The sequence below is a fragment of the Synechocystis sp. LKSZ1 genome (assembly GCF_040436315.1).
Lineage (GTDB): Bacteria > Cyanobacteriota > Cyanobacteriia > Cyanobacteriales > Microcystaceae > Synechocystis.
The window spans coordinates 1,189,180-1,212,957 of sequence record NZ_AP031572.1 but is presented as its reverse complement, the minus strand read 5'-3'; the positions used below and the strand labels follow the sequence as shown (position 1 = coordinate 1,212,957).

The 23,778-nt window shown below is 49.6% G+C and carries 19 protein-coding genes; 11 read left to right on the top strand and 8 right to left on the bottom strand.

From position 1 onward, the window contains the following. Positions 1-23 precede the first annotated feature (23 nt). Positions 24-1,229, bottom strand: coding sequence for a response regulator (locus ABXS88_RS05770; protein WP_353674229.1), 1,206 nt, complete (start codon positions 1,227-1,229; stop codon positions 24-26). Between the two features lie 66 nt (positions 1,230-1,295). Continuing rightward, positions 1,296-1,655, bottom strand: a complete 360-nt coding sequence (locus ABXS88_RS05765) for a response regulator (RefSeq protein WP_353674228.1) — start codon at positions 1,653-1,655, stop codon at positions 1,296-1,298. A 1,010-nt stretch (positions 1,656-2,665) separates the two neighbouring features. Between ABXS88_RS05765 and ABXS88_RS05760 the strand changes: the two genes are divergently transcribed. After that, the gene (locus ABXS88_RS05760; protein WP_353674227.1) at positions 2,666-4,159 is read left to right on the top strand and encodes an ATP-binding protein; all 1,494 of its coding nucleotides are present in this window, start codon (positions 2,666-2,668) and stop codon (positions 4,157-4,159) included. Between the two features lie 12 nt (positions 4,160-4,171). Here the strand turns inward: ABXS88_RS05760 and ABXS88_RS05755 are convergent, their stop codons facing one another. Next, on the bottom strand, positions 4,172-4,888 hold the full coding sequence (locus ABXS88_RS05755) for a hypothetical protein (RefSeq protein WP_353674226.1): 717 nt from the start codon (positions 4,886-4,888) through the stop codon (positions 4,172-4,174). 191 nt (positions 4,889-5,079) lie between these two features. On the opposite strand from ABXS88_RS05755, the gene fni reads away from it, so the two are divergent. Next, entirely contained in the window at positions 5,080-6,147 is a 1,068-nt protein-coding gene (gene fni, locus ABXS88_RS05750; RefSeq protein ID WP_353674225.1) for a type 2 isopentenyl-diphosphate Delta-isomerase, read from the top strand. Between the two features lie 145 nt (positions 6,148-6,292). Further along, on the top strand, positions 6,293-7,030 hold the full coding sequence (gene sdhB, locus ABXS88_RS05745) for a succinate dehydrogenase iron-sulfur subunit (protein WP_353674224.1): 738 nt from the start codon (positions 6,293-6,295) through the stop codon (positions 7,028-7,030). 6 nt (positions 7,031-7,036) lie between these two features. On the opposite strand, the gene ABXS88_RS05740 is transcribed toward sdhB, so the two are convergent. Next, positions 7,037-7,756 (bottom strand): response regulator transcription factor, encoded by a 720-nt coding sequence (locus ABXS88_RS05740; protein ID WP_353674223.1) that lies wholly within the window; start codon positions 7,754-7,756, stop codon positions 7,037-7,039. A 263-nt stretch (positions 7,757-8,019) separates the two neighbouring features. Between ABXS88_RS05740 and gyrA the strand changes: the two genes are divergently transcribed. Both gyrA and ABXS88_RS05730 read left to right on the top strand, forming a co-directional pair. Continuing rightward, positions 8,020-10,596, top strand: a complete 2,577-nt coding sequence (gene gyrA / locus ABXS88_RS05735; RefSeq protein WP_353674222.1) for a DNA topoisomerase (ATP-hydrolyzing) subunit A — start codon at positions 8,020-8,022, stop codon at positions 10,594-10,596. 111 nt (positions 10,597-10,707) lie between these two features. Next, positions 10,708-12,636 carry a S9 family peptidase gene (locus ABXS88_RS05730; protein ID WP_353674221.1) on the top strand — a complete coding sequence of 643 codons (1,929 nt, stop codon included), beginning with the start codon at positions 10,708-10,710 and terminating at the stop codon, positions 12,634-12,636. 111 nt (positions 12,637-12,747) lie between these two features. On the opposite strand, the gene rpoC1 is transcribed toward ABXS88_RS05730, so the two are convergent. Next, positions 12,748-14,628: a DNA-directed RNA polymerase subunit gamma gene (rpoC1, locus tag ABXS88_RS05725; protein ID WP_353674220.1), complete on the bottom strand. Its 1,881-nt coding sequence runs from the start codon at positions 14,626-14,628 to the stop codon at positions 12,748-12,750. A 506-nt stretch (positions 14,629-15,134) separates the two neighbouring features. Here rpoC1 and ABXS88_RS05720 point away from each other — a divergent pair. Further along, positions 15,135-16,157 (top strand): long-chain acyl-[acyl-carrier-protein] reductase, encoded by a 1,023-nt coding sequence (locus ABXS88_RS05720; protein ID WP_353674219.1) that lies wholly within the window; start codon positions 15,135-15,137, stop codon positions 16,155-16,157. A gap of 6 nt (positions 16,158-16,163) precedes the next feature. On the opposite strand, the gene ABXS88_RS05715 is transcribed toward ABXS88_RS05720, so the two are convergent. Next, complete coding sequence (locus ABXS88_RS05715) at positions 16,164-17,324, bottom strand: NDP-sugar synthase (protein ID WP_353674218.1); 1,161 nt, start codon at positions 17,322-17,324, stop codon at positions 16,164-16,166. A gap of 216 nt (positions 17,325-17,540) precedes the next feature. On the opposite strand from ABXS88_RS05715, the gene ABXS88_RS05710 reads away from it, so the two are divergent. The 4 genes from ABXS88_RS05710 to ABXS88_RS05695 all read left to right on the top strand — a co-directional run bounded on the left by ABXS88_RS05710 (position 17,541) and on the right by ABXS88_RS05695 (position 21,751). Beyond that, on the top strand, positions 17,541-18,311 hold the full coding sequence (locus ABXS88_RS05710; protein WP_353674217.1) for an ABC transporter ATP-binding protein: 771 nt from the start codon (positions 17,541-17,543) through the stop codon (positions 18,309-18,311). Between the two features lie 52 nt (positions 18,312-18,363). Then, on the top strand, positions 18,364-18,972 hold the full coding sequence (gene rpsD, locus ABXS88_RS05705; protein WP_353674216.1) for a 30S ribosomal protein S4: 609 nt from the start codon (positions 18,364-18,366) through the stop codon (positions 18,970-18,972). A 320-nt stretch (positions 18,973-19,292) separates the two neighbouring features. Next, the gene (gene crtR, locus ABXS88_RS05700; RefSeq protein WP_353674215.1) at positions 19,293-20,198 is read left to right on the top strand and encodes a beta-carotene hydroxylase; all 906 of its coding nucleotides are present in this window, start codon (positions 19,293-19,295) and stop codon (positions 20,196-20,198) included. Positions 20,199-20,263: 65 nt separating this feature from the next. Continuing rightward, positions 20,264-21,751, top strand: coding sequence for a family 10 glycosylhydrolase (locus ABXS88_RS05695; protein WP_353674214.1), 1,488 nt, complete (start codon positions 20,264-20,266; stop codon positions 21,749-21,751). Here ABXS88_RS05695 and ABXS88_RS05690 read toward each other — a convergent pair. Both ABXS88_RS05690 and queG read right to left on the bottom strand, forming a co-directional pair. Continuing rightward, positions 21,740-22,399, bottom strand: coding sequence for an HAD-IA family hydrolase (locus ABXS88_RS05690; protein ID WP_353674213.1), 660 nt, complete (start codon positions 22,397-22,399; stop codon positions 21,740-21,742). The genes ABXS88_RS05695 and ABXS88_RS05690 overlap by 12 nt on opposite strands. Beyond that, entirely contained in the window at positions 22,389-23,357 is a 969-nt protein-coding gene (gene queG / locus ABXS88_RS05685; RefSeq protein WP_353674212.1) for a tRNA epoxyqueuosine(34) reductase QueG, read from the bottom strand. The genes ABXS88_RS05690 and queG overlap by 11 nt, the downstream gene beginning before the upstream one ends. 166 nt (positions 23,358-23,523) lie before the next feature. Between queG and ABXS88_RS05680 the strand changes: the two genes are divergently transcribed. Continuing rightward, on the top strand, positions 23,524-23,751 hold the full coding sequence (locus ABXS88_RS05680) for a hypothetical protein (RefSeq protein WP_353674211.1): 228 nt from the start codon (positions 23,524-23,526) through the stop codon (positions 23,749-23,751). Positions 23,752-23,778 lie beyond the last annotated feature (27 nt).

Sequence of the window (23,778 nt, the reverse complement as noted above, 5' to 3'; positions counted from 1 at the left end):
ATTGCTGGGAGTATTGAGCCCTTCTAAAGAAGTCTGGCCAGAAAAATACGAATTAAGCTCCGAAAAAGACCCATAAAGAGAGCAGCACCAACGCCTTTATCACAAACATCAGCAACAACTAGACCCACACAGTTATCTGACAACTCAAAACAATCATAGAAATCCCCGGCTAACTGTCGAGCTGGACTAAAGAAAGCATCAAATTCCCAACCTGTTTTCACTAACAGGTGGCTGGGAAGGAAATTTTTTTGCATTTGACGGCCCTTGTCTAGTTCTTTTTGCATCATTTGAGATAATTTTTCAACCTGCATAGTATACAGTTTCTCTTTATCTCTAAGGCGTTTTCTCTCCAAAGAAGAATCAATTCTAGCCTTTAATAAGACGGGATCAAAAGGCTTAGGTAAGAAATCTTCAGCTCCAATTTCTATACAAGAAATTATACTGCTAAGATCATCTAAAGCAGAAATCATGATCACAGGAATGTGTCGGTATTGAGAATTACTTTTTAGATACTCCAGTAATTGATAGCCATTCATTTCAGGCATAATCAAATCCAGTAAAATTAAGTCGTATTCCTCCACTTCCAGTTTTTTTAATGCCAGCTTGGCGCTCAGACAAGTTGTCACTTGATGGCCCTTGCGCACTAATTGACGTGATAGTAAATCTAAATTGGTTTGTGTGTCATCAACGACTAAGATCTTGGCACTAGAAACCTCTAGCGTTGCCGACTTACTAGACATTACTGACGGTACTTCTGATGGCGGCTCTGAAGAGGTTTTTCCTTGAGACTGTGACGCTAAATAATGCTCAATAATTGTATTAATATCATGAACTAGTACCTGTAAACGCTGGGCTGAGTCGTGGATTTTATCAATATCTTCTTTCGTTTGTTCATCCTCAACATCTAGAGAGAGTTGTCCTGTAATTTCAATTACTTCTTCAATTAATTGATTACTTTTTTGGGCTACTTCGTGACCCAATTTAGAAAAATCAGGATAAGATACATCTAGAGCGTTGGGAATAAGTAAGTTATCATTAACGATATCAAGTATTGCCTTTCCATTGTAAATGATTTTTTCTAATTGATTATACCAAGAACATTCGTCCTCCTCTAAGTCCTCCTGCAATATCTCTCCGTAACCCAGGATGGCATTAATCGGTGTTTTTAGTTCATGGCGAACAAAAGAAATAATACTATCTAAGTTTGTTGCTTCTAGTTGATAATCCATAATATATCCATTTTTTATTTTAATCCGAACCCAATCTGCTAAGCAAAGCCAGTTAAAACAAAGACATTAAAGGAGTGCTTCTATTTTTTCCAGTAGTCTTTTAATGTCGATCGGTTTAGTATCATAATCATTACAGCCTGCTGCTAAAGCTTTTTCCTTGTCCCCAGCCATTGCATGAGCCGTTAGCGCAATAATTGGAATATTCATTGTTACGGGATTGGCTCTAATTTTCTGTGTTGCTGTGAGACCGTCAAAAATCGGCAAACTTACATCCATCAAAATGAGATCCGGTAATTCTGATGTGGCCATGTTGACTGCCATTTCTCCATCCATTGCAAATACAAGGAGATAACCCCGACGGATCAAGCGTCGAGACAACATATCGCGGTTTAATTCATTGTCTTCAACTAAAAGTATTTTTGCCATGAGTTTTTACAGTTATTGAGCGAAAATTGTTAAGTAAGAAAGCAAACCAAGAAAGTAAGATCATAAGCTCTCCTCGGATAACCCTCAAAATATCCGGATAGTAGCCTGCCATTCACAATACTTTGCTAGATGACTAGACAGGAGCTATCTTGAGATTGTCGGTCTCTATTCTAAACTGATGGGGAGAACTGAGAAATTCTCAATCCAGAATTTAATTATAATAGCAGTAGCGAACTATGGTTAATTAAAGTAAGATATGCTTTAGCATGATCGCCATAATTGCAAAAATATAACACTACACCATGCGAATGATTGTCAAACGGGACTTTTGGTTAAGATTGTTTGCGTCCCTATTAAAGCACAAAGGGTTTCTGCCTAGTTACGTATCGGTCGTAGCCATATTTTTAAGAATTGCATAATAGCGACAGCTGGAAAAAATCTTAACGTATTTTTTGACGTTTAGGAATAATTCTTCTTGATTGTGTGATGGTTCTATGAAATTTCTCCAGAAAAGTTTGCTGTTAAAATTTGTCCTCTCCTATTTTTTTCTCTCTAGTATTGTTGTTGCACTAATTACTTATACTACTAATTTACGATTAAACAAAGGGATTCAAGATCAGATTTTTGCACGACTAGAGGTATCTGCAAATCTAAAAGAATACCAGCTTGAGCAATGGTTTGAAGGAGAGAAGCAAAGGCTATTTTTGGTGAGCAAAATAAGATCAATATGGTATAGTCTAGAATTACTCCAGGCTAAAAGAAGTAACATCAAAGATCATCAGGAAATTCAGCAAGCTATCTCCCATGAACTGGTTAATATTGTGGGAGTTTCTCGCTATGTCGATGTCATTAACGTTTTAAGTACAGGAGGAATTGTTCTGGCTTCTTCCAACCCGAATAATATTGGAAAATACAAAGGGATAGGCAATCAAACAACTTATTTTAGGGAGAATAATAACCGTACGACTATTGTCCCTACCTTTTATCTGTCTCACGCCGAAGGTAAACCGATGATCACCTTTGCGACAGATATAAAAAATGGAACAGGCAAACGACTAGGGTATCTTAGCTTTGACATGAATTTACAAGCGATTGATACTCTAATTCGTAACAATACAGGCTTGGGGGAATCTGGAGCAACTTTTCTAGTTGGAGAAATTAATAATCGTGTTTCAATGATTTCTAGTGATGGTAAGTCTCCATCTCAGAATAAACCTCAACTTAACTTGGATACTCTAGCCATTAAATCAGTTGTTCAAGGCCAGAGCGGGCAAGGGCTTTACACTAACAGTTGGGGAACGCCGGTCATTGGAGTCTATGAATGGCTGGAACAATATAACCTAGGAATCGTAGCAGAAATTGACCAAGCAGAAGCCTTTGCACCAGCCCATCGCTTGACCCGAAATTTATTACTCATCGGTTTAGTCAGCACTTTATTGCTGTTAATTGCAGTCTATTTACTTTCAATAAAAATTACCCAACCAATCCTTGCTATTACTAAGGCTTCTCTGGATATTGCCTCTGGTGATCGCCAAGCAAGGGCTCCCGTTCTGAGCGAAGATGAAATCGGGATTTTAGCAAAATCCTTTAATCAAATGACCGATGAACTCAGGGACTCCTATGAGAATTTAGAAAGTAAAAATCAGGAATTGGAGTTGGCTCGTGAGGAATTGGCTCTAGCAAATTCTAGCCTAGAGAAAAAAGTCCAAGAACGTACAGAACAGTTGGAGCAAATTATTGAAGAAGTGAAGGCAGCTAGAGCTGAAGCCGAAGAGGCTAATGCAACCAAGAGTGTCTTTCTAGCCAATATGAGTCATGAACTGCGGACTCCCCTTAACGCCATCATTGGCTACAGCGAAATCCTGATGGAGGAAGCAGAAGAACTGGAGCCAGAGGACTTTATTCCAGATTTAGAAAAAATTTATCGTTCGGGTAAACTACTCTTAGCTTTAATTAACGATTTACTGGATTTGTCTAAGATAGAAGCGGGTAAAATGGATCTCTATTTAGAAAGCTTTAATCTTCAGACCTTTACCGAGGAAATTACGAGCACGGTTGAGCCACTGATGAAAAAGAATAATAACCAACTCGTGCTTGAAAATGACCTGGCATCGGAAGTGATGATGGCAGATTTAACCAAGGTAAGACAGAGTGTTTTGAATTTGTTGAGTAATGCAGCTAAGTTTACGCACAATGGCACAATTACCCTTAGCCTACAACCCTTTAACCATCAGGGCCAGCCCTGGGTTTCTTTTCAAGTGAGGGATACGGGGATCGGGATGACCCCCGAACAAATGGACAAGTTGTTTCAGCCCTTTACCCAGGCCGATTCCTCTACCACCCGCAAGTACGGAGGAACGGGTCTAGGCCTGGCCATTAGTCGCCAATTCTGTCGCATGATGGGGGGGGATATTCAACTCACCAGTGAACCGGGCCAGGGATCCTGCTTTACTATTACTTTGCCCTTACAGGTAAGTGACCCCAAGGATCAGGACAAAGCATAGATGCCCATTCCCCTAAAAAGGCAGCCCAGGAATACTAATGGGGACGGGTAGACTGGGTACCGGGTAGCTAGGAAGGCCGGTGGTGGAGCAACTAAGGCCCGGCAACAAACGAGAACAGGCGGATTGCAACAGGCCGTCGGGCGTGACGGGAATCTGAAAACCCGAGAATAATTGGCCACTGAGCAGGGCCACAATTTCCTCCGGCGTCATAGGAATAACTGAACCCAAAATGCCCCGCAGGATCGAAATTTGTTCTCCGGCCTTGACTTCTACCGTTTCACCCGGTTTATCCGCCGTTGTTACCTGTACTGTGCCTTCCACTACTTTAACAGTGCCGCTCTTGTCATCCTGTTTTTGTAGAACATAGACTGTACCCTTTACCGCTACCGTAATGCCGGCCACGCAGCCATTAACAGGGCCACTAATCAATAGTTCGCCCTGTTGTACCTCCACACATTGACCCACCGTCACACTGGCGTTGTGGCCAAGGCGGCCCGCGGCTCCATTGTTAAAGGCCAGGCTCGCTCGAGATTCTTTTGTCAAGACAACTTGGCCAAAATCTGCTTTATCATCTACTTTGGCGGGGATTTCTTGAATATAAACTTGATTGCCGTCAATAATTTCCTGCACAACGGCCTGGCTAATCTGGGCTTGGCCGGGTAAAGCAAATAAGCTAACGCTCGCACTGACCCCCAGGAAGATTGCTAGAAGTCGACTGGTCGGAGCCAAGGGGGAAGAAAATGAAAGAGACAGCATAATCCAAATAGGGTAAACAGACGAGGGCCCTATTTATAATAGCTGACGGGAAAAATCTACAATCTAGTTAGCCTTATTTCTACCCAGCTCTCCTCAGGCTGACTCACCCGGTATTCCCACCGTAGTCCCTGAAACGATGCCAGGGATTCCCCCCCAAGATTGCCATGTCTGTTGCCACGGAAGAACGCAAAGCCGACCATATCAAAATTGTGTTGGAGCAAGATGTCCAAGGAAAGGCTATTACCACTGGTTTTGAACGCTATGCCCTGGAGCATTGCGCCCTACCCTCTGTGGACTTTGATCAGATCGATTTGAGCCTAACACTTTGGCAAAAAACCCTTAAAGCCCCTCTGTTGATGAGTAGTATGACTGGAGGGACAGCCCAGGCCACTCAGATTAATCATCACTTGGCCGAAGTGGCCCAGGCCCTGGGCATTGCCATGGGGGTAGGTTCCCAGCGGGCGGCCCTCGAAAATTCAGATCTCGCGCCGACTTACCAAGTGCGTTGTGTCGCCCCGGATATTCTACTGTTTGCCAATCTAGGTCTAGTGCAATTTAACTACGGTTATGGTCTGGAGCAGGCCTGGCGGGCCGTAGAGATGATTGAAGCAGACGCGCTCATTTTGCACCTCAATCCCCTCCAGGAAGCCGTACAGCCGTTGGGAGACCGCTGTTGGCAGGGCCTGTGGTCGAAATTAGAAACCCTGGCCCAGCAACTCCCAGTGCCCGTCATTGTCAAGGAAGTAGGTAATGGCATTAGTGCGCGGGTTGCCCAGCGTTTGCGGGATTGTGGGGTGGCGGCCATTGATGTGGCCGGGGCCGGGGGCACCAGTTGGAGTGAGGTGGAGGCCCACCGCCAGCAGGATGCCCAGGCCCGTCAGATTGCCCATTGCTTTGCCCGCTGGGGGATTCCCACCGCCGTTAGTTTACAGGCCGTTTTAGCTGTCGCCCCGGAACTACCGATTTTTGCTAGTGGGGGTATTCGGAATGGCATTGATGCGGCCATTGCCTTAAATTTAGGGGCCACTTTGGTGGGAACTGCCGCCCCCCTCCTGGGGCCCGCCACCGAGGCGGTGGATCAGGTTTATGCAAAATTTGCGGGGCTCCTGGAAGAACTCAAGATTGCGGCCTTTTGTTGCGATGCCCAGAATTTAAGCCAACTGCGTCAAGTTTCTTTATACGATAGAGAAACCTGGCAACCGATTCACAAACCCTCTGGGGTCGCTAGTTGACGGTCTGGCTCCATTCAAATATTAATTCTTTATCCTCTAGCCGGTTTCTGACCGTTCTCTATGGCGGATGCGGACGAAAAAACTTTTGTCTTGGCAAAACGGGCCAAGGGTCAGCGGCCAGTTGTATCCAGATACTGATGTCTTTATGATCAAACTGACTTTGACGATCCAGCGCCAACAGGCCCAATCCCCGGCGACCTTTCAAAGCTACGCCCTGGAGGTCACGCCCCAAATCACCCTTTTGGATTGCCTAACTCGAATCAAAGCGGAACAGGATGGTAGTTTGGCCTATCGGAAAAATTGCCGTAATGCCATCTGTGGGAGTTGTACCCTGCGGGTGAATGACCGCCCTGTGTTGGCCTGTAAAGAGAGCATTGGATCGTTGCAGGCCTGGTTAGAAAATAATGGCCAGACCCCTGGGAACAGCCTCACACTTAAACCCCTGGGCAATCTCCCCGTGATTCGGGATTTGGTGGTGGATATGACGGCCTTTTGGGATGATCTGGCGGCTATTCAGCCCTTTCTTCTGCCGGCCCAGGCCCTGCCCGAACGCGAATTTTCCCAATCTCCGAGGGAGCGGCAGACCCTCACTCAGACCGCTAACTGTATTCTCTGCGGGGCCTGTTATTCGGACTGTGATGCCAAGGGCAAAAACCAAAATTTCCTTGGCCCCCATGCCTTGGCCAAAGTACACCGCTACCTGCTAGATTCCCGAGACCAGGCCAGCCAATCCCGTCTAGAACAACAAAACCAGGGAAAGTCCGGGGTGTGGGGTTGTAATGGCTGTCGCATGTGTAACCTCTCCTGTCCCATGGAGGTGGCCCCGATGACCCAAATTGAAGCAATCAAAGTTCGTTTGTTTGACTTGCTTGATCCTCTGTAAAGGCTTCTAAGTTTCATCCTCAAACTTATAACCTAGACCGATCACCGTTTTGATAAAGAGGGGATTGGCAGGATCCGGTTCTACTTTTTTACGGAGGCGGCGGATATGGGTATCCACCACCCGATCATCGCCAAAAAAATCATTGCCCCACAGTCGATCAATTAATTGACTACGACTCCACACTCTGCCGGGAGAACTGATCAAGGTGGCCAGTAGATTAAATTCAAGGGAGGTTAAATCCAGCACTTCCTCGAATCCTGTCTCTAGGCTACGGATCGCAATGTGTTGGTCTAGATTAAGCTGAAAATGCTGGGTTTTATGGATAGATTGTGGGTTTTCTTCCCCTAACCGCAGGCTACGCCGCAGGAGGGCCCGTACCCGTGCCACTAATTCCCTTGGGCTAAAGGGTTTCACCAGATAATCATCGGCCCCGGTCGAAAGGCCAATAATGCGGTCGATTTCCTCACCTTTGGCCGTCAACATTAAAATATAGGGGTCTTTAGGGTTGGGTTTTTGACGAATTCTAGTACAAACTTCGAGACCATCTAACTGGGGCAACATTAAGTCCAAAATAATTACATCGGGACTATAGTCTTGAAATAATCGGAGAGCCGCCAGGCCATCTCTGGCTATCCGACAATCAAATCCTTCCCGCGCCAAGGTTTCTTGAATTAACTGGGCAATTTCCGGCTCATCTTCCACAATCAGAATATTCATCACTGCCATGACCTGGATGGGTTGAAATTAAGCAATCATTGACCGGGGCTAACCCTGACTATAACTTGCTTGTCTTTAGAGTTATCGAAGGGAGATTCTAGGCCTCAAACACCGAAAAAAAGGGCCCTTTAGGTCGCTTCTCTCGTAATGGTAAAATGGAACTTCGGCCTCTGGCGACTGTACTGGATTTTGCTGTTTGTCGAAGCAACGCCAACCGCCCTAGCCACGCTACTTGTCTAAATAAGGCCTGACCATTTCCCTGGAGTGACTGCATGACTGCCTCTGCTGACCGTATTATCGCCACCGATCTGAGAAACGAAATGTCGCGTTCTTACCTAGAATACGCCATGAGTGTGATCGTCGGTCGCGCACTCCCCGATGCCAGGGACGGTCTGAAGCCGGTACATCGGCGGATTTTGTTTGCGATGTATGAACTAGGGCTAACCCCCGACCGGCCCTTCCGCAAATGTGCGCGGGTGGTAGGGGAAGTGTTAGGGAAATATCATCCCCACGGTGACACGGCGGTTTATGACGCCCTCGTCCGCATGGCCCAGGATTTTTCCATGCGAGACCCGCTGATTAATGGTCATGGCAATTTCGGTTCTGTGGATAACGACCCCCCAGCGGCCATGCGTTACACCGAATGTCGCCTGCAAACCTTAACCACCAATGCCCTCCTGCGGGACATCGAAGCCGAAACCGTTGATTTTATCGATAACTTTGACGGCTCCCAGCAGGAACCCGTCGTTCTGCCGGCCCGCATTCCTCAACTACTCCTCAATGGCTCTTCCGGCATTGCCGTGGGTATGGCCACCAACATCCCGCCCCACAACCTAGGGGAATTGATCGATGCCACCGTTGCCCTGATCCACAATCCTGAGCTCGATGACCGGGGACTAATGCAATATATTCCTGGGCCGGACTTTCCCACTGGGGGGCAGATTTTAGGGCGTTCCGGTATCCGCGAGGCCTATCTAACTGGGCGGGGTTCGATCACTATGCGGGGCGTGGCGGAGATTGAAACTCTCGAACAACGGGGCCGCCAGGACAAAGAAGCGATCATCATTACCCAACTCCCCTACCAAACCAATAAGGCCGCTCTGATTGAACGGATTGCGGAATTGGTGAACGAGAAAAAACTGGAGGGCATTTCCGATATTCGGGATGAAAGCGACCGCGATGGTATGCGTATCGTGATTGAACTGAAACGGGATGCCTATCCCCGCGTGGTGCTGAATAACCTCTACAAGCAAACGCCCCTCCAGAGTAACTTTGGGGCCAACCTCCTGGCCCTGGTGAACGGCGAACCCCAGACCCTCAACCTCAAGCGTTTTCTAACGGTTTTCCTTGACTTTCGCGTTGAAACCCTGACCCGCCGGACGCGCTACGAATTACGCAAGGCCGAAGAACGAGACCACCTGCTCCAGGGCCTACTGATTGCCCTCGACCAGCTCGATGCTGTGATTCGTCTGATCCGGGGGGCCGCCGATACCGCTACGGCTAAAACCGAGTTGGTTGAGAATTTTGGCCTGTCAGAAGTCCAGGCCGATGCCATTCTTCAGATGCAATTGCGTCGGTTAACGGCCCTGGAAGCGGAAAAAATCACCGCAGAGCATGAGGAACTCCAGCTTAAAATTGCCGATCTCCAGGATATTTTGGCCCGCCGCGAGCGGATCGATGCCCTGATCGAGGAGGAACTGGGGCAAATCAAGGCCCTCCATGCCTCTCCCCGCCGTACCATCATCGTCCAAGAGGATGGGGAAATTGGCGATATTGACCTGATCGCCAACGAGCAGGCTGTTATTTTATTAACGGAACAGGGTTACATTAAGCGGATGCCCGCCAGTACCTTTGGGACTCAGAGCCGGGCCACGCGGGGTAAAGCTGCCGCCAAAATTAAGGAAGACGATGGGGTCGAGCATTTTATTTCCTGCTGTGACCACGACAAAATCCTCTTCTTCGGCGACCGGGGGGTAGTCTATAGCCTCAATGCCTACCAAATTCCCGTAGCCTCCCGCACCGCTCGTGGCGTTCCCATCGTGCAGATGTTACCCATTCCCAAGGATGAGAAAATTACCTCCCTGGTGACGGTGTCTGAGTTCAGCGAAGATACCTACTTCATCATGCTGACGCGCCAGGGCTTTATCAAAAAAACGGCCCTTTCAGCCTTTAGTAATATTCGCTCCAATGGCCTGATTGCAATTTCCCTCACTGAAGGCGATCAATTGCGCTGGGTTCGCTTAGCCAAGGAAGAAGATAGTGTCATCATTGGTTCCTGCCAAGGGATGGCCATTCATTTCAAGGCCGATGCTCAGGAATTGCGGCCCCTCGGCCGGGCCACACGGGGGGTCAGGGCCATGAAACTCCGTCCAGGGGATGAACTGATCAGCATGGATATCTTACCCAGTCAAATTGTGGCCAATATTGGCAGTAGCGAGGAGGAACTAGAGGAAGAGGACAGTGCCGATCTCCTCGATACCGAAGAACTGATCGAAGAGGCCGATAATCCTGGCCCTTGGCTCCTGGCCATTACCACTGGTGGCTTTGGTAAGCGGGTTCCCATTCCCCAATTCCGACTCCAGCACCGAGCCGGCATGGGGGTCAAGGCCATCCGCTTCAAGTCCAAAACCGACCGCCTGGTGGCCATCCATGTGGTCAATCCCGATGATGAACTGATGCTAGTGACCAACCGAGGCATCATTATTCGGCAATCGATCAACGACATTTCACCCCAGTCCCGCAATGCCACTGGGGTTCGAGTCCAGCGTCTGGATGAGGACGATGCCATTGCTGCTGTGGCCCTGGTGCCCCCCATGGGAGAACGGGAGGAAGAAAGCGCCGACGAGTAATCGGTGTAACTAGACCTGTCATTCGCCTTCGAATATCTCCCTTCCTGGGAAACTGGCCCGTTTCTGGTTAGGGCCAACCTCACTGGCCCATTCTTTTTTTTTTCTGCCGCTATGACAAATCCCACTCTTGCGCCCTACGGTAGTTGGTCTTCCCCCCTCACCGCCGATACAATTTTGGCCAGTAGTATTGGCCTGGGGGCTGTTGTTTGGGATGGCGATGACATCTATTGGTTAGAAAGCCGGCCCCAGGAAAAGGGGCGCAATGTGCTGGTGCGCTATCGCCAGGGCCAGGCCGAGGATATCACCCCGGCCCCCTTCAATGTGCGAACACGGGTGCATGAGTACGGTGGTGGGGCCTTTCTGGTTTCAGGGGGAACGGTTTATTTTAGCCACTTTGCCGATAATCAACTCTATCGACAAGGCCCTGGCCAGGAACCCCAGGCCCTAACCCAAGGGACGACTCAACGCTATGCGGATTTTGTCTTAGATTCTGCGCGTCAACGTCTGATCGCCGTCTGTGAAGACCATACCCTGCCGGGACAAGAACCCGAAAATTTGTTAGTAGCGATAGATCTGGTCACAGGCAAAGTCACGCCGCTGGCCCAGGGAAGTAATTTTTATGCGGCCCCCCGCCTTAGCCCCGATGGTCAATCTTTGGCCTGGATGAGTTGGGATCATCCCAATCTACCCTGGGACAACAGCCAATTGTGGTTAGCCGAGATTGCGGATAACGGGGATTTGGTGAATCCTCACTGTCTAGCGGGGCTGGAGCTGGCGGAATCCATCCATGAACCTAAGTGGGGGCCCGATGGCGGTCTCTACTTTTCTAGTGACCGTTCCGGCTGGTGGAATCTCTATCGCTACCATCAGGGCCAGATTCAACCGCTTTACCCCATGGCTGCAGAATTTGCCTATCCCCACTGGGTTTTTAGCCTATCTACCTACAGCTTTACTGATGCCAACACGATTATTTGTACCTATAGCCAAGATGGATATTGGCACCTAGCCTGCCTTGATCTACAACATCAAACGCTAACAGCCCTAAAAACCGATAACAGCAATTTTTCTTCCTTGGCCTGCAACGGCCAAACGTTGGTTTGTATTGCCAGTTCTCCCACGGAAGCCGCGAGGGTGGTGACCACCGATCTATCCTGCCAGGCCTGGCAGGTACTAAAACGCTCCAGTGATGTGACCTTAGATCCGGGCTATCTCTCCAGGCCCCAGGCCATTAGTTTCCCCACCCGTGACCACCACATTGCCCACGCTTGGTACTATCCCCCCCAAAACAAGGATTATCAGGGCCTGGCTGGAGAGCGGCCGCCTCTGCTGGTGAAAAGCCATGGAGGCCCAACAGCCCAGGCCAGCAATGCCCTCAACCTCCGGGTACAGTACTGGACAAGTCGTGGTTTTGCCTACCTCGATGTCAACTACGGAGGGAGTACGGGCTATGGTCGAGCCTACCGCCAGCGCCTAGAGGGCCAATGGGGTTGCGTTGATGTTGCAGATTGTGTGGCCGCCGCTCAATATTTGGTTGATCAAGGTTGGGTAGATAGCGATAAATTAGCCATTTCCGGGGGAAGTGCTGGCGGCTATACTACCTTAGCGGCCCTGACCTTCCACGATACCTTCAAGGCCGGTGCTAGCTACTATGGGGTCAGCGACCTGGAGGCCCTGGCTAAGGACACCCACAAATTTGAGGCCCGTTACCTCGACCGTCTGGTTGGCCCCTACCCCGAAGCCATTGACCGCTATCGACAACGCTCACCAATCTATGCCCTAGAGCGTTTGCATTGTCCAGTCATCTTCTTTCAGGGCCTGGAAGATAAGGTCGTTCCTCCCCCTCAAGCGGAGGCGATGGTAGCGGCCTTGCGGGAAAAAGGCATTCCCGTGGCCTACGTTCCCTTTGCAGAGGAACAACACGGATTTCGCATCGCCGCCAATATCAAACGGGCCTTGGAAGGGGAATTTTATTTCTATAGCCGTATTTTTGGCTTTATACCCGCCGAGGCCCTGGCTCCAGTAGAAATCATGAATCTTTAGCGGTTAGGGAGCTGATGGACTGAAAAAAGGCCCTTGCAATGATTAATAACACCCCTAGTTTTAGCCGATTGAGGGGAACATTCCACCAGAGCCCCCCGAATCCAGCTAAGTCTAAAACGTCAAGGCATCCATGATGGTTTTGTTGTAAATGATTCGGCCTGGGGTCGTTTGGATATATTGCGCCAACATTTCTCCACCGGCCGTTTCCCGTACCTTCCGTTCCCGATAGTATTTCATGATGGTACCGTCCTCGAGTTCCTCTTGCTTGAGTACTTCAATATCGGGTTTTTCGGTAACAACATCAGGATCGTTGTAGCGAATCCACACCGAAGCATGGAGGTCTAGTTGGCCCTGGTCGTAGGCCTTGAGGGCATCATTAATACTGGCGAAGTAGCGGCCGGCGCCCTTCTGGGCCTTGGGATTTTCGGCCGTGAGGTAATAACAACCTAACACCATGTCCTGGGACGGGGCGACGATTGGTTTACCCGTTGCTGGCGAAAGAATGTTGTGGCAGGCCAGCATCAACAGCCGCGCTTCCGCCTGGGATTCCAGGGAAAGGGGAACGTGAACCGCCATTTGGTCCCCATCAAAGTCAGCATTAAAGGCCGGACAGACGAGGGGATGGAGTTGAATGGCTCGACCATCCACCAGGATCGGTTCAAAGGCCTGAATGCCTAAGCGGTGTAGGGTCGGTGCCCGGTTTAGCATCACGGGGTGGCCCGTAATCACTTCTTCGAGGACAGTCCAGACTTCGGGCTCCCCTCGCAGGATTTTTTTCTTGGCGGCCTTGATATTGTTAACGATGTTGAGCTTAATCAGTCGGTGAATGACAAAGGGTTGGAATAATTCAATGGCCATTTCTCGGGGTAGGCCACACTGGTAGATTTTGAGGTTAGGGCCAACGACGATGACGGAACGACCGGAGTAATCTACCCGTTTACCCAGCAGGTTTTGACGGAACCGGCCCTGTTTCCCTTCAATGATGTCAGACAGAGACTTGAGAGGGCGGTTATTGGCCCCGACCACGGTGCGGCCCCGTCGGCCGTTGTCAATTAGGGCATCAACTGCCTCCTGGAGCATCCGTTTTTCATTACGCACAATAATTTCCGGGGCCAGAATTTCCTGCAAACGGGCCAGACGGTTATTGCGGTTAATTACCCGACGGTAGAGATCATTAAGGTCGGAGGTAGCAAAACGGCCCCCGTCTAGTTGCACCATGGGACGCAAATCAGGAGGAATGACGGGAATCACCGACAGCACCATCCATTCTGCCTGGGAATTGGTGGCAATGAAGTTATCAATTACCCGCAGACGCTTAATTAACTTGGCCCGTTTTTGCCCTTTACTATTGAGAATTTCCTCCCGCAGTTTTTCCGCTTCTTCCTCTAGGTTGAGTTCTTCGAGGAGGCGTTGAATGGCTTCAGCCCCAATCCCTACTTCAATGCCGTAGAGTTCCGAATCTTCGGCGTAGATCTGATCTTCAATCTCGATCCATTGGTCTTCCGTCAGCAGTTGCTTGTACTGCAAGTTGCTGGCATTACCCGGATTGAGGACAACGTAGGCATTGAAATAGACTATTTGCTCCACATCCCGCAGGGGCATGTCGAGAAGAATACTCAGGTAGCTGGGAATGCCCTTCAGGTACCACACATGGGTGACGGGGGCCGCTAACTTGATGTAGCCCATGCGGTGGCGACGCACACGGGACTCAGTGACTTCTACACCACAACGTTCACAGACAATGCCCCGGTGGCGGACTCGTTTGTACTTGCCACACCAACATTCCCAGTCCTTCGAGGGGCCAAAGATTTTTTCACAGAACAGACCATCCATTTCCGGCTTGAGGGTACGGTAATTGATGGTTTCGGGTTTGGTCACTTCCCCAACCAGTGTCCCATTGGGAAGCGTGCGCTCTCCCCATTGCCGGATGCGTTCCGGTGAGGCGATAGCAATTTTGACGTAGTCAAACCGGGGTTCTGTGGATGCTTTCATGCCTGAATTATGCAACAAAATGTAGAAGGAAGAAGGATTGGGGGCCCTTGACAAGGACTGAATTGGGAAGCAAGGAAAAGCCAAGAATTTTAGCTTGACCCGCTGGGGATGCTTTTAGGAGAGACGTATAGTCGTCATGAATAAATATCGAGGTGCTTTTATCCCCTCACCAAATCGTTGGGAGAGGCCTGGGAGGCAAGGATACAAAAAGATTATGCCATTCTTAATTGACTGAAGGATTACGTGAGCGTCAGGGAGGGAAAAGGCCGAAGACGACTAGAGTATAGCCTAATGATTATACTCGCTTTTGGCGGAGCATTGCCTAGAAATTTCCTAGTAGCCGGAGAGCGGGAGCGGGCTACGGCTTGGTCGTGAGTTCCAGGTTGTGGTTGCAGACTGCTTCTGGTTATCGCCGGTAGAGCCAAGGAGGGAAATTTGGCAAATGTTATCCTACTCTCTATAATTAATCTACTTTTCCGTCGCTGAAATTTTTTTCGCTGTCATCAATGTTTGGACTTATTGGTCATCTTACTAGCTTAGAACACGCTCAGTCCGTGGCGGAGGCCCTGGGCTACCCCGAGTACGCCAATCAAGGTCTGGATTTTTGGTGCGCAGCGCCCCCCCAAATTGTCGATTCCTTCCATGTGACCAGTGTGACAGGGCAAACCATTGAGGGCAAGTATATTGAGTCCTGTTTTTTACCGGAAATGTTACTTAACCGACGGATTAAGGCCGCGATCCGAAAAATTCTCAACGCCATGGCCCTGGCCCAGAAGTCCAACATTCAAATTACAGCCCTAGGAGGCTTCTCCTCCATTATTTTCGAGGAATTTAACCTCAAGGACAATGCCCAGGTGCGAAACGTAGAGCTAGAGTTTGAGCGTTTTACCACGGGTAATACCCATACTGCTTATATTATTTGTCGTCAGGTAGAGGCTGGCGCCAAGCACCTTGGGCTGGATCTTAGCCAAGCAACGGTGGCCGTTTGCGGGGCCACGGGGGACATCGGTAGCGCAGTCTGTCGTTGGCTCGACCAAAAAAATCAGGTGGGAGAACTTTTGCTCATTGCCCGCAATCGAGAGCGTCTTGAAAATCTCCAGGCAGAACTGGGGCGCGGCAAAATTATGGAGTTACAAGAGGCTCTGCCCCAGGCCGATATCATTGTCTGGGTAGCCAGTATGCCCAAGGGGGTAGAAATTGAGGCAGCGACCTTGAAAAAACCCTGTTTGATTATTGATGGCGGCTACCCCAAAAACCTGGATAGTAAAATTCAGTCCCAGGGGGTTCATGTCCTCAAGGGCGGCATTGTCGAGCATTCCCTCGATATTGATTGGCAGATTATGGAAATTGTCAATATGGACATTCCGTCTCGCCAAATGTTTGCCTGCTTTGCCGAGGCGATTCTCCTCGAGTTTGAGGGGTGGCATACGAACTTTTCTTGGGGCCGTAACCAAATTACTGTAGCCAAAATGGAGCAAATTGGCCAGGCCTCAGTAAAACATGGTTTTCAACCCCTACTGGCTTGGTAGCGTTACCTAATCGGTTTTAAGAAGGTCGGCAATGGCCTGGGGGGTGGGCTTGTCATCGTAGAGAGGAATCTGGCGAGCATCGGTAATCAGCCAATCCAGAGCCGCCGCCTGGACATCAATGGCCGCGCCGGTTTTATCCACGCAGTAGCGGCCAAAGACTAATTTATCCACCAACCGCACGCCAGGGCCAAGACGAGAATATTCAAAAATAACGCTATTGTCCACCACGGCCCCACTACAAATCCAGCAACTCGGCCCAATCATACTAGGGCCAATAATACGAGCTCCGTCTTCGATACGGGTCATACCGCCAATATAGACTGGCCCTTCGATGTGAACCTTATCCCAATTGACAGCCACGTTCAGGCCGGTAAATACCCCAGGCTTGACCTCTGTACCCGGAATAGCCACATTTTTAATTTCCCGTCGTAGTACCCCCCGGATCGCGTGCCAGTAGTCGGGGACTTTGCCAATATCTACCCATTCAAAGTCCATATCCACGGCGTAGAAGGGCAGTCCTTTGGCCACCAACTGGGGAAACAGGTCGCCGCCTAGATCGTATTGCTGGTTGGGAGGAATATAGTCAATGATTTCCGGCTCAAAAATGTAGATCCCTGTATTGATCTGGGTACTGAGGGCCTCCTCCACGGGGGGTTTCTCCTGGAAGGCCTGGATGCGTCCATCGGCATCCGTCACCACCACCCCATAACTGGAGACAATTTCCTTAGGGACGGATTTGGTGACAATGGTGGCCAGGGCCTTTTTCTCGCGGTGAAACTGGACAGCAGCGGTGAGGTCGAGGTCAATCAGCGCATCGCCACACAGCACGACAAAGGTTTCGTCAAAGAAAGGATTAAATTCTTGAATACGTTTTAAACCACCGGCAGAGCCCAGGGCCTGGCCAACTAAATTGCCATCGACAATATTACCCTCAAAAGAATAGGCGATTTGTACGCCAAAGCGTTGGCCGTCGCGAAAATAGCTCTCAATTTCTTCGGCGAGATGACTGACGTTGACCATAATTTGATCAAAGCCATGCTGGCGCAGAAGTTCCAACAGAAACTCCATCACCGGTTTCTGCAAAATTGGGATCATGGGTTTGGGAATGGTGTGGGTAATCGGTCGTACCCGAGTTCCTTTTCCCGCAGCCAAAATCATGGCTTTCATGTCAATATTGCCCTCAAGCCAAGCTACTTAGGCAAGTTTACCATCTTAGCCCGGAACAGAGGTCAATCTTGGCTCAATTCTGGGGTTTTTCGGCAGTCGAGTACGCCGCTGTTCCCGGCCTAGGCAAAATCAATTAGAATGAGTGTCGTCTTTTGGGCCAAACTGGTCTCTACAACGGCTTCTGCCTCGTCATTATCATCCCCTCCCTTGCCGCCTATGTCTGCCCCCGACCCTACCCTGTTGTTGGCCCAAGGTCTCTGTAAGAATTTTGGCGGTCTCAAAGCAGTTAACCACGCTGATATCATCGTTCAGCGAGGGAGTATTACTGGCCTGATTGGCCCCAACGGTGCGGGTAAAACGACCCTTTTCAATTTGCTCTCTAATTTCATCAAACCTGATCAGGGGCGGGTTTTGCTGGATGGAGAAGCGATCCACGGCCTACCGCCCCACCGCATTGCCCGGCAGGGTTGCGTCCGCACCTTTCAAGTTGCACGGGTGCTATCTCGCTTAACGGTACTCGATAACATGCTTCTGGCGACCCAAGGCCAAACCGGTGAACATTTTCTCAAACTCTGGGCCCAGCAGGGTCAGATTCGACAGGAGGAAAAGCATAATCGCGAGCGGGCTATGGAATTATTGGAATCCGTTGGCCTAGCCGCCAAGGCCCAGGACTATGCCGGGGCGCTTTCCGGCGGGCAACGCAAGCTCCTAGAAATGGCCCGGGCCCTGATGACCCATCCCAAACTTATTTTGCTCGATGAACCTGCGGCCGGGGTTAACCCCACTTTAATTGGTCAAATTTGTGAGCACATTCTCCAGTGGAATCGGCAGGGAATTTCCTTTTTAATTATTGAGCACAATATGGATGTGATTATGTCCCTGTGTCACCAAGTCTGGGTTATGGCTGAAGGTTCAAATCTGGCCAACGGGTCACCGGCGGAAATTCAGCAAAATCCCCGAGTTCTAGAGGCCTATCTGGGCGAATAGCGTATAATGATAGTTTTGGGATCACAAAAATTATCAGGAGATAACATCCAATATGTCTCGTTATAGAGGACCCCGTCTGCGGATCGTTCGCCGCCTTGGAGAACTCCCTGGCCTGAGCCGGAAATCTCCCCGTCGTGCCTACGCCCCCGGTCAGCACGGTCAAAACCGGAAAAAACGGTCTGAATATGCTATCCGTCTAGAAGAAAAGCAAAAACTCCGCCTCAACTACGGTATTACCGAAAAACAACTGGTTCGCTATGTGAAAAAGGCCCGGCGAGCCACAGGTTCTACTGGTCAAGCCCTCCTAGAACTCCTAGAAATGCGCCTGGATAACACTGTGTTCCGGTTACAGATGGCCGGCACCATTCCTGCCGCACGTCAATTGGTTAACCATGGTCATATCACCGTCAATGGCCGCGTGGTGGATATTCCTAGCTACCAGTGCCGTCCTGGGGATGTTATCGGCGTCAAAGACCGTGATCGTTCCCGTCAGTTGGTTCAAACCAACATGGAATTTCCGGGTTTATCCAACTTACCGGCCCACCTTGAATTTGACAAAAATGCAATGGTCGGTAAAGTCAATAGTGTGATCGAGCGGGAGTGGGTTGCCCTACAGATCAACGAACTCCTCGTGGTTGAGTACTACTCTCGTAAGGCCTAGAATTTACAGCGGGGATTGGGCAGACCGTCAGCTCCCAGTTCCTTATTTGTTTTTTTAGGCCAACGCTGGCCCTTGCATTGCTACCACCGTCAGCTAATCTAAGTCAGCCCCGCAGTAGGTTGATCGTTGTAGGTTAATCTCTCCCATTGTCTCTCCTTTGCGCCCTGTCCTCTGCCATGGATCATAATGACAAGCAGAGCCATGGCCTCTAATCCCATGCCGCTTTCTCAGAAAGCTGGTAACAAATCTTCACTAAATTTCCCCAATACTATAAACTAGCCAGAGATATGTTTTGCAAGCCATAGGAGTCAGTCACGGTAATGCAGGCGACGACAACGCTGCAAGCTGTTCCCAAGGAATTTCTCAAAGCAGACGGTGGCTTTAACCCCAACGTGCTCATGTTCCTGGCGGCGATTACTCTTATTTTAATTTCCATTCTGGGCTATTGGCAGTGGAAACTCCCGGATTGGCTCTGCTTTTGTGCCAGTGTTTTGGCCCTGCACCTGTCGGGAACGGTAATCCATGATGCCTCCCACAATGCCGCCCACAGCAATCGTTTCCTCAATGCCGTCCTGGGCCATGGCAGTGCCCTCATGCTGGGGTTTGCCTTTCCCGTTTTTACTCGGGTTCATTTACAGCACCATGCCCACGTCAATGACCCGGAAAATGATCCTGACCACTTTGTCTCCACGGGTGGGCCACTTTGGTTGATTGCTGCTCGTTTTTTTTACCACGAAATTTTCTTCTTCAAGCGGAAACTCTGGCGCAAGTTTGAGCTGTTGGAATGGTTCCTGAGCCGTTTAGTCCTGTTTACCATTGTTTTTCTAGGTATTCACTACGGCTTTATTGGGTTCGTGATGAATTTTTGGTTTGTGCCAGCTCTGATCGTGGGGGTTGCCCTGGGCCTTTTTTTCGACTACCTGCCCCATCGGCCCTTCCAGGAACGGAACCGTTGGAAGAATGCGCGGGTTTATCCCAGTCCCATTCTCAATCTACTCATCCTGGGCCAAAATTATCACCTCATCCACCACCTTTGGCCCTCTATTCCTTGGTATCACTACCAACCCACCTACTATGCCACCAAGGCTCTGCTCGATGAAAAGGGCTGTGACCAGTCCCTGGGCCTACTAGAGGGCAAAAATTTTTGGAGTTTTCTCTACGATGTTTTCCTGGGCATCCGCTTCCATGGTCACTCCACCCCAGAACCAGAAACGCTAGAAAACTAACCCTAGGAGGGCCATCGTAAAATCCGTTACTATAAGGTGTCGAATTCCTGTGTTAGGCCGAGACCATGGCTAGCTTTCGTCACTATAAAACCCTGCTAAAGCGATGGACTCTTCTGCTTCTACCCCTTACCCTGGGGCTGATCCTGTTCCTTCAGGGTTACCAACCCGGCCTGAGTCAATCGGCCTATCCCGCCATCCGGGGGGTCTGGATTACGAATAACGATACGATTCATTTTATGGATCAGGGCCGTACTCAGGAATCGATTAATCAACTGGCTCGCCTCAACTTCAATACCCTCTATCCCGTGGTATGGAATTCAGGCTATATCCTCTACGAAAGTGCTATTGCTAAACGGGAAGGCCTCCAGCCCTTTAGCCCCCGAGGAGACCAGGGCCAGGATGTCCTCGCTGATCTGATCCAACGGGCTCACCGCCAAGGCCTCTTAGTTTTGCCCTGGTTTGAATTTGGTTTTATGGCTCCGCCGTTTTCGGAGCTGGTGAGAAAGCACCCCCAATGGTTTACCCAACGCCAGGACGGCAGCAAAACCTCGGTGACGGCGGCGGGGGAAGTGATGTGGATGAATCCTTTCCATCCCCAGGTACAAAAATTTATTACCGACCTAGTGCTAGAGGTGGTGACCCAATACGATGTGGATGGCATTCAGTTTGATGATCATACGGCCCTCCCCAATCAGTTCGGTTACGATCCCTATACGGTGGCCCTCTACCAGCAAGAAATGAAAACGGCCCCGCCCAGTAACCCGAAGGATCCGGCTTGGATCCGCTGGCGAGCTGATAAATTGACCGCCTTTATTGCCCAGCTCAATCAGGCGATCAAGGCTCGTAAACCCCAGATCCTATTTTCCCTCTCTCCAGCAACCTATAATCTGGCCTACCAAACCTATCTTCAGGATTGGTTGGATTGGGTCAGAAAGGGCCTGGTGGATGAGGTCATTGTCCAGGTCTATCGTACTCAATTAGCCAGTTTTATTGAGCCTCTACAGCGGCCAGAATTCCAGGAAGCGAAATTGCGAGTCCCCACAGCCGTCGGGGTTTTGACCGGTCTGAAAACCAAGCAAGTCCCGATGGCATTGGTGGCAGAAAAGGTCAGGGCCGCCATGAACCAAGGCCTGGGCATTGCCTTTTTTTACTACAAAACCCTCTGGGAAATTGCTCCTGAGGATAAACAGTCGCGTTTGTCTCAATTCCAGGCCCTCTTTCGTTCGCCGGCCCCCCGCAGTCTTGCCCAAAAATTTGTGCCCCAATTGCCCCCAATTCCCCTAGCCCCTAGTTCAGCAACGGACAAGTCCTCAACGCCGGCCCCTAGATCTCCCCAAGCCCCCAAAAATCCAGTGACGACTAAGTCTCCTCGGCCCACCGTCGTTTCGCCCCAACCTCCCCGAGATAATTTTCCGCCTGAACCAACCCTGACCGTGCCCGTCATTCCAGCACCATCTACCGGGGCTTCATCGATAAAACCGGCCCCCCAACCCGTGGACAACTTTCCCCCAGAACCAACTCTAGATCCAGAGGTTTCTCCTTTACTTTTTTAGGGAGGGGATGGGGTCTAGACGCGTAATGACCTCTAGCAATTCCTGGGGACAATGGACTAGAAAATCAGGATGATACTTGGCGAGAACGGAGGGAGAATTAAAGCCCCAGGCCACAGAAATCATTAAAATATGGCTTTTGTTAGCGGCAATGATGTCTCTGGTTTCATCACCAACGTAAATCACTTCTTCCGCTTTAAGGTGATGTTCTCGTAGGACTCGATTAATCATCTTATTTTTACCAAAAATAGTTGTTCCAGAATGGATGATATCAAAGGTTTTTTCTAGGTCATTTTTTCTCAAAAAAGTCAAGACATTCTCTTTGAGATTAGAGGTAACAATGCCGACTAAATAGCCTTGCTGTTTGAGTTGATGCAAAACAGCATCAATATTTTGGTAGGGTTTAAGACGTGCAATTTTTTTCGCGAGTTCTTTCTTTAGGCGTTTGAGAATAAAGGGAATTTTGAAGGGAGAAATTTGAGAATATTTAACAACTTCCATGGAGCCTAAATTTTTCAAAAACTCAAGCTGTACTGCATCAATGGGTGAATAACCAAATTCATCCGCTAAGTCATTAACGATCTCTAGGAGGGCATCGTGGGTATCGGCGATGGTGCCATCAAAATCGAAGAGAACCGCTTTAATGGTCATTGGTTGGAGGGATGACTTTCTGACTCGGACTTCTTTCCAGATTAGCACGGGCATTACGTCGCCACATGGCAGGTTTAATGCGTCGTAAAGCAGAGGACGGAAAGCGCATTTGCCAGTCTTCATCGGAAAGATTGGCCAGGGCCTGTAATCGGGGGGCCACTTGTTCGGGATAGGGCTGGAAGTCTTCAATCGTTGTCTCTTGGGCAAAGCGTTCATTCCAGGGGCATACATCTTGGCAAACATCACAGCCAGCAACCCAACCCTGGAGGTTTTCCTGCACTGCTGGAGGGAGGTGTTCTGCTCGATTTTCAATGGTATGGTAGGCAATACAGCGACGGGCATCGACCCAAAAAGGTTGTGGTATAGCCTGGGTCGGACAGGCCTCTAGACAACGGCGACAAGTACCGCAGTGTTGAGTATGGGGAATATCCGGTTCTAGGGCCAAATCAGTGACAATTTCTCCAAGAAAAACCCAACTTCCGTACTGTCGCGTGATTAAATTACCATTTTTGGCAATCCATCCCAGGCCAGCTCGCTGGGCCCAGGCCTTGTCAGAAATGGGGCCGGTATCGACGTAGTAGCGAGTTTGGGTACCAGGAACTTGGGACTCTAACCAGTGGGCCAAGATTTTGAGGCGTTTAGTCATCACCTTATGGTAATCTCGTCCCCAGCCATAGCGGGCAATTTTGCCGAACTCTGGCCCCGTTGGGCGTTGGTGGGGGGTGTAGTAGTTCAGGGCCAAGGCAATCACCGAACGAGCTTCGGGCATGAGGGCCTTGAGCGACTGTCGCCGGGGATTGGCCATCCAGGCCATATCCGCTTGGTAGCCTAGGGCTAACCAGGCCTGGAGGTGTGCGCCGAGGCCATCCTGCTGTTCCGCCTCTGCGCTGGCAATACCTACCAGATGAAAACCGATATCCAGGGCCTTGGCCTTGACCTGTTCGCTAGAGAGCACCATGGGGAGAACCTCATCGTATTAGTCAAGATTTGTGAACTTATTGAAAAAATTGATAAAAACAAATCCATTTTTAGTAAAAATGGATACAGAAATTGGCGATGCTTTTCCAAGGGATTGACTTGGGAAGTCGCTTCATCACCTTTGTTGGAAATGGAGAACCATTAATATGCCGCTACAACTGGACATGATGACCAACCAAGGAGTTTCCGCTCCCTGGACTCCAGTGTGCCACATGACCTACACCCGTGATACTTGGGTGAAGTTATTGGCCCTGCCCAGTGAATATGCTAGCGACGAGGCGAAGTTACTATGCCAAGAGTCCGTCAATACCTGGGTGGCCTGGGTGCCCTCCCACGGGGAAATCAGACTGGATCGAAGTGAATTTTATTGTTAAACATACGGTAAAAATCAATAGTTCAGA

Coding starts and splice junctions, on each gene's coding strand:
- crtR (WP_353674215.1), top strand. CDS start 19,293: ATGCAGGCGACGACAACGCTGCAAGCTGTTCCCAAGGAATTTCTCAAA.
- rpsD (WP_353674216.1), top strand. CDS start 18,364: ATGTCTCGTTATAGAGGACCCCGTCTGCGGATCGTTCGCCGCCTTGGA.
- ABXS88_RS05710 (WP_353674217.1), top strand. CDS start 17,541: ATGTCTGCCCCCGACCCTACCCTGTTGTTGGCCCAAGGTCTCTGTAAG.
- ABXS88_RS05720 (WP_353674219.1), top strand. CDS start 15,135: ATGTTTGGACTTATTGGTCATCTTACTAGCTTAGAACACGCTCAGTCC.
- gyrA (WP_353674222.1), top strand. CDS start 8,020: ATGACTGCCTCTGCTGACCGTATTATCGCCACCGATCTGAGAAACGAA.
- ABXS88_RS05680 (WP_353674211.1), top strand. CDS start 23,524: ATGCCGCTACAACTGGACATGATGACCAACCAAGGAGTTTCCGCTCCC.
- ABXS88_RS05740 (WP_353674223.1), bottom strand. CDS start 7,756: ATGGCAGTGATGAATATTCTGATTGTGGAAGATGAGCCGGAAATTGCC.
- fni (WP_353674225.1), top strand. CDS start 5,080: ATGTCTGTTGCCACGGAAGAACGCAAAGCCGACCATATCAAAATTGTG.
- ABXS88_RS05695 (WP_353674214.1), top strand. CDS start 20,264: ATGGCTAGCTTTCGTCACTATAAAACCCTGCTAAAGCGATGGACTCTT.
- ABXS88_RS05770 (WP_353674229.1), bottom strand. CDS start 1,229: ATGGATTATCAACTAGAAGCAACAAACTTAGATAGTATTATTTCTTTT.
- ABXS88_RS05760 (WP_353674227.1), top strand. CDS start 2,666: ATGATCACCTTTGCGACAGATATAAAAAATGGAACAGGCAAACGACTA.
- rpoC1 (WP_353674220.1), bottom strand. CDS start 14,628: ATGAAAGCATCCACAGAACCCCGGTTTGACTACGTCAAAATTGCTATC.
- ABXS88_RS05715 (WP_353674218.1), bottom strand. CDS start 17,324: ATGAAAGCCATGATTTTGGCTGCGGGAAAAGGAACTCGGGTACGACCG.
- ABXS88_RS05690 (WP_353674213.1), bottom strand. CDS start 22,399: ATGACCATTAAAGCGGTTCTCTTCGATTTTGATGGCACCATCGCCGAT.
- ABXS88_RS05730 (WP_353674221.1), top strand. CDS start 10,708: ATGACAAATCCCACTCTTGCGCCCTACGGTAGTTGGTCTTCCCCCCTC.
- queG (WP_353674212.1), bottom strand. CDS start 23,357: ATGGTGCTCTCTAGCGAACAGGTCAAGGCCAAGGCCCTGGATATCGGT.
- sdhB (WP_353674224.1), top strand. CDS start 6,293: ATGATCAAACTGACTTTGACGATCCAGCGCCAACAGGCCCAATCCCCG.
- ABXS88_RS05765 (WP_353674228.1), bottom strand. CDS start 1,655: ATGGCAAAAATACTTTTAGTTGAAGACAATGAATTAAACCGCGATATG.